This is a genomic window from Micromonospora sp. NBRC 110037 (assembly GCF_001652995.1).
Lineage (GTDB): Bacteria > Actinomycetota > Actinomycetes > Mycobacteriales > Micromonosporaceae > Micromonospora > Micromonospora chalcea.
In genome coordinates this window covers 852961-862026 of record NZ_BBVA01000002.1, presented here as the reverse complement: position 1 = coordinate 862026, position 9066 = coordinate 852961, and the positions used below count along the sequence as shown (strand labels likewise).

At 75.0% G+C, this 9066-nt stretch carries 2 protein-coding genes; both read right to left on the bottom strand.

Annotated features, from left to right (window positions below):
• Positions 1–26: 26 nt before the first annotated feature.
• The gene (locus A4R25_RS02975) at positions 27–5678 is read right to left on the bottom strand and encodes a type I polyketide synthase (protein WP_064445511.1); all 5652 of its coding nucleotides are present in this window, start codon (positions 5676–5678) and stop codon (positions 27–29) included.
• Between the two features lie 16 nt (positions 5679–5694).
• Positions 5695–9066, bottom strand: a complete 3372-nt coding sequence (locus tag A4R25_RS02970) for a non-ribosomal peptide synthetase (protein ID WP_064445510.1) — start codon at positions 9064–9066, stop codon at positions 5695–5697.

Genomic DNA, 9066 nt, shown 5'->3' with positions numbered 1-9066 from the left:
CGCCGGGGCGGGCGGAATCGGCCGGCTCATGCCCGTCCCCCGCCGTCGTCCTCGGCCAGCAGGGCGGCGAGCTGTGCCTCGATCTCCTCGTCGGACAGCTCGTCGAGGCCGGCCAGTTCGTCGTCGGGCACGTCCCGGCTCACCACTTCGATCCGGTCGGCGCCCCGATCCCCCGGCCCGCCGGGGTCGGCCAGCACGGTCACCGTGTGCGCCACCGTCGGGCTGTCGAAGAAGCCCCGCAGGTTCAGCTCCACCCCGAACCGGCCGCGGATCTTCGCGCCGATCTGCACGGCGGCCAGCGAGTGTCCACCGAGGGCGAAGAAGTCGTCGTGCACGCCGACGCGGTCCAGGCCGAGCACCTCCTGCCAGATCTCCGCCACCGTCCGCTCGGCCTCGGTGCCCGGCGCCACGTACGGGGTGTCCAGATCGGGCCGGGGGTGGCTGCCCCGGGGCGGGGCGATCTGCTCCACCTCCCCGGCGAGCAGCGCGGGGGTGATCGAGGCGGCGAGCCGGCGCAGCCCGGAAAGGTCCCGGCCGGTCACCACCACGTGCTCCGGCAGCTCGGGCGCGGCGAGCAGCCGGTCGAAGGCGGCCATCCCGTCGGCGGCGGTCATCCCCTCGCTGAGCACGTGCAGGGTGCCCGGCGTCGCCTCGCCCGCGCCCGTGCCGGCGGCGGTCACCGCGCCGTCGCGCACCTGTTCCAGCAGGCCGTCGATGTCGTTGATCCGCTTGATGGTGAAGTCGGTGATCCGGGCCAGCAGCTGTCCCTGCGGGGAGATCAGCTCGATGCTGACGGTGAGCGTCTCGCCGGAGTCACCGGCCTCGTCCACCTCGACGTGGCAGTGGACCACCCGGGTCAGCGGGGCGAAGACCCGCAGGCTGCGGTAGGTGAACGGCAGGTAGAACACGTCCCGCGCGCGGATCCGTGCGGACGCGCCGGCCACGTCCAGCAGCGCCGGGTGCAGCGGGTAGCGCTCCAGGTCGGCGGCGAACTCCTCGGCCAGTTCGAGCGTGACCATCAGCCGCCGCTCGCCGGCCTCGATGCGGCGCAGGCACCGCCAGCGCGGGCCGAACGAGAACTGCAACCGGCCGCCCTGCTCCACCCGGTCGAGCTTCAGCCGCCGCTTCAGTTCGTCCTCGGTGTCGATCACCTCGGTGACGGCGCAGTCGCGGCGCAGCCGGTCCAGGTCCCGGGCCGTGTCCGCCGGCCGCTCGTGGAAGGCCACGGTGCCGCTCGCGTGCTCCTGCCAGCGGCCGGCCTCCCCGTCGACGCGGCTCTGCACGCTGAACCGGAGCTGCCCGTCGCGCTCCTGCACCGTGGTGAACAGCTCGCGGCTCCGACCGTCCGGCACGATCACCGGCATCAGGAACAGCACGTCGTTCAGCTCCACCACCCGGCCGGCCGCCCGGTCGGCGACCGCCGCGTGGACCAGCTCCAGGTACGTGGTGCCGGGAACGAGGCCGTGGCCCATGATCCGGTGCTCGTCGACGATCCAGCTGTCGGCCGTGCTGAGCGTGGTGGCGTACGTCCGGGACGTGCCGGTCGAGGAGACCAGGCGTTGCAGCAGCGGGTGCCCGGTCAGCGCGGCGCCGCCGTGCAGCCGCTCGACCAGGCCGGCGGCCATGCCGGTGTTGCGCCAGGTGTCCCAGGCGACAGCCGCGACCGGCGCCCCGGTGGTGGCTCGCCGCCACTGGGCGTAGACGTCCAGGAAGGCGTTCGCCGCGCAGTAGTCGCTCTGCCCCGGCCCGCCGAGCAGCGCGGTCAGCGACGAGCAGAGCAGCAGGAAGTCCAGTCCGTCGGCGTCGCAGACGGCGTCCAGGTGCAGCGTGCCGACGGTCTTGGCGGCCAGCACGTCGGTCACGTCCCGGCCGGACTTGACCGCGATCAGTCCCCGCGACGGCAGGCCGGCGGCGTGGACGACACCGTGCAGGCCACCGCCTTCGGCGCGCAGCCGTCCGACCGCGTCGGACAGGGCGGCCCGGTCGGTGACGTCGGCGTGCAGCACCACCACCCGCGCGCCCAGTTCCCGCAGCCGCTGCACGCCGCGGATCCGCCGGCTGGTGTCGTCCTGCTCGCCGTGCTCGGCCAGCCAGTCCGGCCACCGCGTCGAGTCGGGGAACGCCGAGCGGTGCAGCAGCCCGAGCACCGGCGCGTCGACCGAGCGGGCGATCTGCTCGGCCAGCGCCAGCCCGACCCCGCCGAGACCGCCGGTGATCAGGTAGACGCCGCCGGGCCGCAGCCGGCCGCCCGTCCCGCCGGCGGCGTCGGCGGGCAGGGCCTCGAAGTCGCGTACCCACCAGTGCCGGCCGCGCAGCGCCAGTTCCCGGTCGGCGGTGGGCGCGGTCAGCCGGGCCAGCACGGTCGTGGGGCCGGGCGCCGGGTCGGCCGCGGGCAGGTCGGCGCCGGGCAGGTCCAGCACGCGGCAGGTGACGTCCGGGACCTCCTGCGGGATGACCGTGGTGGCGCCGAGCAGCGGGGCGTTCTCCGGCTGCAGGCTCTCCTCGCCGGTCACCGCGAACAGGCCCCGGCTGAGCACGTCGATCTCCACCGGGCCGGCGGGCTGCACGTCCCCGATCGCCTGGGCCAGGGCCAGCAGGCTGTCGAACCCGACCCGCCGGGCGCTGTCGATCCGGTCCGGATCCGGGCCGTCGCCCGGCTCCACGGTCAGGCTCCACAGGTGCACCACCCGGATCGTCCGGCCGGCGTCCACCTCCAGCGACTTGAGCAGGGCGGCGTGCTGGTCCCGGCTGGCCGGGTCCAGCGACCAGGCCCGCTCGCCGGTCTCCCGCAGCTCGTCGCCGGCGCTGACCCGCAGCACTGTCGCGCCGTCGTCGGCCAGCCGCCCGGCCAGCGCCACGCCCAGCGGCAGCTCGGCGCCGAGCACCACCCAGGTCGCCCCGTCGGTGGTCCCGGCGGCCGGCGCGGTGAGCCGCCGCCAGCCGGGCACGTGGAACCACTGCGCGTCCGGCCCGGTCGCCGCGACCGGCGCGGGCCGGACCGGGCCGGGCCGCGGCTCGATCCAGTAGCGCTGGCGCTGGAACGGGTACGTGGGCAGGCGCAGCAGCCGCCGCGGCGTGTCCCCGGCGCGGGCGGCCCAGTCCACCGGCGCCCCGGCGGCCCAGAGTTCACCCAGCCCCGCCAGCAGGTACTCCTGGTCGTCGCGCGGTTCGTCCGGGTGCCGCACCGATCCGGCCACCGTCCGCCGCTCGTGCCAGGCGCGGTGCTGGCGGACGAAGTTGCGCAGCGTCTGCCCCGGACCGACCTCCAGCAGCACCAGCTCCTCGTCGGCGAGCAGCACGTCCAGGGCGTCGGCGAAACGCACCGGCGCGCGCAGGTGTCGTCCCCAGTACTCCGGGTCGGTGGCCTGCTCGTCGGTGATCCAGGCGCCTGTGACGTTGGAGACGAACGGGGTGGCGGGCGGGCGCAGGGCGACCCGGCGGACCGCGTCGACGAACGGCGCGACAGCGGCGTCCATGCTGGGTGAGTGGAAGGCGTGCGAGGTGCGCAGCCGGCGGCACGCCACCCCGTCCGCCGTGAGCCGCTGCGCCAGCGCGTCGACCTCGGCGGTCGGGCCGGCCACCACGCACAGGCCGGTGGAGTTCACCGCCGCGACGCACAGGCCGCCGGTCAGCCGGCCGGTCACCTCCGCCTCGGGCAGGAACACCGCGAGCATCGACCCGGCCGGCGTCGACTGCACCAGGCGCCCCCGCGTGGCGACCAGCGCCGCCGCGTCCTCGAGGGAGAACACCCCGGCCAGGCAGGCGGCCACGTACTCGCCGACGCTGTGCCCGACCATCGCCGCCGGGCGGACGCCCCACGACATCCACAGGCGGGCCAGCGCGTACTCCACCGCGAACAGCACCGGCTGCGTGACAGCGGTACGCGCCAGCGCCAGCGCCGCGTCGCCGGTCTCGTCGTCGGCGGCGAACAGCGGCACGCGCAGGTTCTCGCCGAGGTGGCCGGCGAACAGGTCGGCGCAGCGGTCCAGCTCGGCGGCGAACACCGGCTCGCTGCGGTACAGGCCCCGCGTCATGCCCACGTACTGCGCGCCCTGGCCGGGGAAGAGGAACGCCACCGGCGCGTCCCGTCCGGCAGGCGTGCCCGTGCCGGCGTCGGCGGCCCGCCGCAGCGCGGCGACCAGTTCGGCGCTGTCCCGGCCGGTCACCGCCGTACGGTGCTCGAAGGCCCGGCGGCGGGCGGCCAGCGTGTACGCGACGTCGTCCAGGTCCAGGTCGGGGTGGGCGGCCAGGTGGTCGGCGAGCCGGCCGGCCGCGGCGGCCAGCGCCGGCGCGGAGCGGGCCGACAGCGGCAGCACCCGGGCTACGGCCGGTGCGGCGGGCGGCGCGGCGGCCGGCGCGGCCGGGGCCGGTGCCTCCTGCAGGATCACGTGCACGTTGCTGCCGCCGATGCCGAACGAGCTGACCCCGGCCCGGCGCGGCGTCTCCTGCCGGGGCCACCGCCGCAGCTCGGTGTTGACGAAGAACGGGCTGGTCGGCAACGCCAGCTCGGGGTTGGCCCGGGTGTGGTGCAGGGTCGCCGGGATCGCCTCGTGGCGCAGCGCCAGCACCGCCTTGATCAGGCTGGTCACCCCGGCCGCGGCGTCGAGGTGCCCGACGTTGCTCTTCACCGAGCCGATCGCGCAGTAGCCCACCCGGTCGGTGTGCTTGCGGTACGCGCGGGTCAGCGCGGTGATCTCGATCGGGTCGCCGAGGGCGGTGCCGGTGCCGTGGGTCTCGACGTAGCCGATGCTGTCCGGGTCCACGTCGGCCACGGCGAGCGCCTCGGCGACGACGCGGGCCTGCCCGTCCACGCTCGGCGCGGTGTAGCCGACCTTCAGCGAGCCGTCGTTGTTCACCGCGGTGCCGAGGATGACCGCGTCCACTGTGTCCCCGGCCGCGTGGGCGTCGGTCAACCGCCGCAGCACCACCACGCCCACACCGTTGCCGGCGACGGTGCCCTGCGCCTGCGCGTCGAAGGGCCGGCAGTGCCCGTCCGGGGAGAGGATGCCGCCCTGTTCGTAGCGGTAGCCGCCGCGCAGCGGCACGCTCACCGACACGCCGCCGGCCAGGGCCAGGTCGCACTCGCCGTTGAGCAGGCTCTGGGCCGCCAGGTGCACCGCGGTCAGCGAGGTGGAGCAGGCCGTCTGCACGGTCATGCTCGGCCCGGTCAGGTTCAGCTTGTACGACACCCGGGTGGCCAGGAAGTCCTTGTCGCTGGAGATCAGCGTCTGGTAGCTGCCGGCCGCGTCCACCGCCTGCTCGTTGGCGAGCAGGTTGAACAGCAGGTACGAGTTCAGGCTCGACCCGGCGAAGACGCCGATGCGCCCGTCGAAGGTCTTCGGGTCGTGGCCGGCCGACTCCAGCGCCGTCCACACGCACTCCAGGAAGACCCGGTGCTGCGGGTCGAGCACCTCGGCCTCGCGGGGGTGGTAGCCGAAGAAGCCCGCGTCGAAGCGGTCCGCGTCGGCCAGGACGCCCTTGGCCGGCACGTAGTCGTCCCGCGCGGCCACCTGCGGGTCGACGCCGTCGGCGCGCAGCTCCTCGTCGGACAGGCGGGCGATCCCCTCCCGGCCGGCCGTGAGGTTCGCCCAGAACTCGTCCACGTCGGCCGCGCCGGGGAAGCGCCCCGCCATGCCGATGACGGCTATCTGGTCGAGGTTCTCGACGTCGTCTGACATCTGTCTCACCTACCGTTCATGCCTGCGCGGCCGACGAGCGGCGGCGACGTCGACTCAGTGACTGCCGGCGGGTGGCCGCCCGTTCCTGGGCGTCGCCCAGGCCGTCGCCGTCCGCGCCGGGCCGGTTGAGGTAACCGGCGAGCGCGGCGACGGTCGGGAACTGGAACAGCTCGACGAGCGTCACGTCCCGGCCGGCCGCCGCGACGAGCCGCAGGCGGGCCTCGGCCATCAGCAGGGAGTGGCCGCCCAGCTCGAAGAAGTTGTCGTCCACCCCGACCTGCTCCACGCCGAGCAGCTCCCGCCAGATGCCGGCGACGGTGCGCTCCAGCTCGTCGCGCGGCGCCACGTACGGGCTGCGCAGCTCCGGGCGGGCCAGGTCGGGTTCGGGCAGGGCCGACCGGTCCACCTTGCCGTTCGGGGTCAGCGGCAGGGCGTCCAGCGTGGTGAAGACCGCCGGCACCATGTAGTCGGGCAGCCGTTCCTTCAACCGGCCGATCAGCTCACCGGTGGCCGGCACGGCCGGCCCGACCAGGTACGCCACCAGCCGGGTGTCGCCGCCGTGCGCACGCGCCACCACCACCGCCTCGGTGACGCCGGGGCAGGCGGTCAGCGCCGCCTCGATCTCGCCCAGCTCGATCCGGAAGCCGCGCAGCTTCACCTGGTGGTCGAGGCGGCCCAGGTACTCGATCGCGCCGTCGGCACGGATCCGGCCCAGGTCACCGGTCCTGTAGAGCCGGGCGGGCGGCCGGTCGTCGTCGCGGTCGCCGGTGACGGCCGTGCCGCCGGCCGGCGCCGGTGTGGCGAACGGGTCGGCGAGGAACCGTTCGGCGGTCAGCTCGGGCCGGTTCAGGTAGCCGAGCGCCACGTTGACCCCGCCGATGTGCAGCTCGCCCGGCACACCCACGGGCACCGGCTGCAGATGGCGGTCCAGCACGTACACCTGGGTGTTCGCGATCGGCCGCCCGATCGGCACCGGCCGGGGGTCGTCGCGGCGGCAGGCCCAGGCGGTGACGTCGATCGCCGCCTCGGTCGGGCCGTACAGGTTGTGCAGCTCGGCGGCGGACCGGGTGAAGAAGCGGTCCTGCAGGTCGCGCGGAAGCGCCTCGCCACTGCAGATCACCCGACGCAGGCTCACGCACCGCTCGACGTCGGGCTCGCGCAGGAACGCCTGGAGCATGGAGGGCACGAAGTGCACGGTGGTGACCTGTTCAGAGCGGATCGTGTCGACCAGGTAGGCGCCGTCGCGGTGCCCGTCCGGGCGGGCCACGACGAGCGTCGCGCCGGTCATCAACGGCCAGAAGAACTCCCAGACCGAGACGTCGAACGAGTACGGCGTCTTCTGCAGCACCCGGTCGCCGGGGCCGAGGCCGTAGGCGTCCTGCATCCACAGCAGCCGGTTGCGGATGCCGGCGAACGTGTTCGGCACGCCCTTGGGCCGGCCGGTCGACCCGGAGGTGTAGATGACGTAGGCGACGTCGGTGCCGCGTACCGGGGTGGGCCGGTCGTCGGCGGCGTCCGCGGGCACGTCGTCGGTGAGCAGCTCGTCGGCGTACCACAGCGGCCCGTCCCAGGACAGCTTCTCGCCGAGCCGCCGCTGGGTGAGCACCACCGCCGGGTCCGCGTCGTCGAGCATCAGCGCCACCCGCCCGGCCGGCAGGCCCGGATCGACGGGCACGTACGCGCCGCCGGCCTGCCAGATCGCCAGCAGGCCGACCACCAGCTCCACCGAGCGTTCCAGCACCAGGCCGACCCGCACGCCGGGGCCGACCCCGGCGGCACGCAGCCGCCGGGCCAGCCCGTTGGCCCGGCGCAGCAGCTCCCCGTAGCCGACGGTGCGGCCGGCGAACCGCACCGCCGGCAGTTCCGGCGTCCGCCGGGCCCGCTCGGCGATCTGCTCGTGCGCCCAGCCCGCGCCGGGCCACCGCCGCGCCTCGCCCCGGGACAGCGCCAGCACCGCGTCCCGCTCGTCGGCGTCCAGCAACGGCAGTTCGTCGACAGCCGTGTGCGGGCCGGCGACGGCCAGCTCGACGATCCGCCGGTAGTGCCCGGCCATCCGGGCCATGGTGGCGGGTTCGAACAGGTCCCGGTCGTACTCGAACCAGCCGCTGACCCCACCGGCGTCGTTGAACAGCTGCAGCTCCAGGTCGAAGCGGGCGCCCTGGGCGCGCAGCGGCAGCCGTTCGAACTCCACCCCGGCCAGGGCCAGCGTGGGCAGCGGGTCACTCTGGTAGGAGAGCCCCACCTGGAAGATCGGCGGCCGGCTGAGGTCGCGGGCCGGCTTCAGCGCCTCCACCACCTTCTCGAACGGCACCCGCTGGTGGGCGTACGCGCCGAGGCAGGCGTCCCGGACCCGGCCCAGCAGTTCGGTGAAGGTCGGGTTGCCGGTCAGGTCCACGCGGACCGGCAGGGTGTTGACGAAGAACCCGATGAGCGGTTCGACCTCGGCCCGGTCCCGGTTGGCCATCGGCACGCCGACCACCACGTCGTCCTGCCCGCTGTAGCGGCGCAGCAGCACGCCGAAGGCGGCCAGCAGCGCCATGTACGTGGTCGCGCCGTGCTGCTTGCCGAGCGCGCCGAGCGCGGTGAGCACCGGCTCGGGCAACGTGAACGGGTGGGAGGCGCCCTGGAAGCCCTGCACCGGCGGGCGGGGCCGGTCGGTCGGCAGGTCGAGCACGGCCGGCGCCCCGGCGAGGTGCTCCCGCCAGTGGGTCAGGTCCGCCGACAGGTCCTCCCCGCGCAGCCAGTCCTGCTGCCAGGCGGCGTAGTCGCCGTACTGGACACTCAGCTCGGGCAGCGCCGGCCGGTCGCCGGTGGCCAGCGCGGCGTACCGGGTGGAGAGTTCACCCAGCAGCACCCCGACGGACCAGCCGTCGGAGACGAGGTGGTGCATCGCCACGCCGAGCACGCAGTCGTCGTCACCGAGCCGGAGCAGGGCCAGCCGCAGCAGCGGGCCGGTGGTGATGTCGAACGGCTCGCGCAGCGCGGCCACGATCCGCGCCTCCAGCTCGTCGCCGCCGGCCGGCGTGCCGCGCAGGTCGGTCTCGGCCAGCGGGATCGCGAGCGCCGGGTGGACCACCTGCACCGGCCGCCCGTCGCGCAGCTCGAACGTGGTCCGCAGCGACTCGTGCCGGGCGACGATCCCGTCGACCGCCTGCCGCAGCAGGGCGGTGTCCAGCGGGCCGCGGATGCGCACCGCCGCCGGGATCAGGTACGCCGGGTTGCCGGGGCGGAGCTGCTCCAGGAACCAGATGCCCTGCTGCATCACGGAGATCGGGAAGACGTTCTCCCGCCGGGCGGGCCGCGCCTGGCCCCGCTCGCGCAGCAGCTTCTCGAACAGCGCCCGTTTCTCCGGGGAGAGCGCGGCGAGCCGTGCGTCGAGGTCGGTCAT

What these genes read in the sequence shown, in the direction of transcription:
- A4R25_RS02975 (WP_064445511.1), bottom strand. Translation starts at nt 5,678, where the DNA reads ATGTCAGACGACGTCGAGAACCTCGACCAGATAGCCGTCATCGGCATG.
- A4R25_RS02970 (WP_064445510.1), bottom strand. Translation starts at nt 9,066, where the DNA reads ATGACCGACCTCGACGCACGGCTCGCCGCGCTCTCCCCGGAGAAACGG.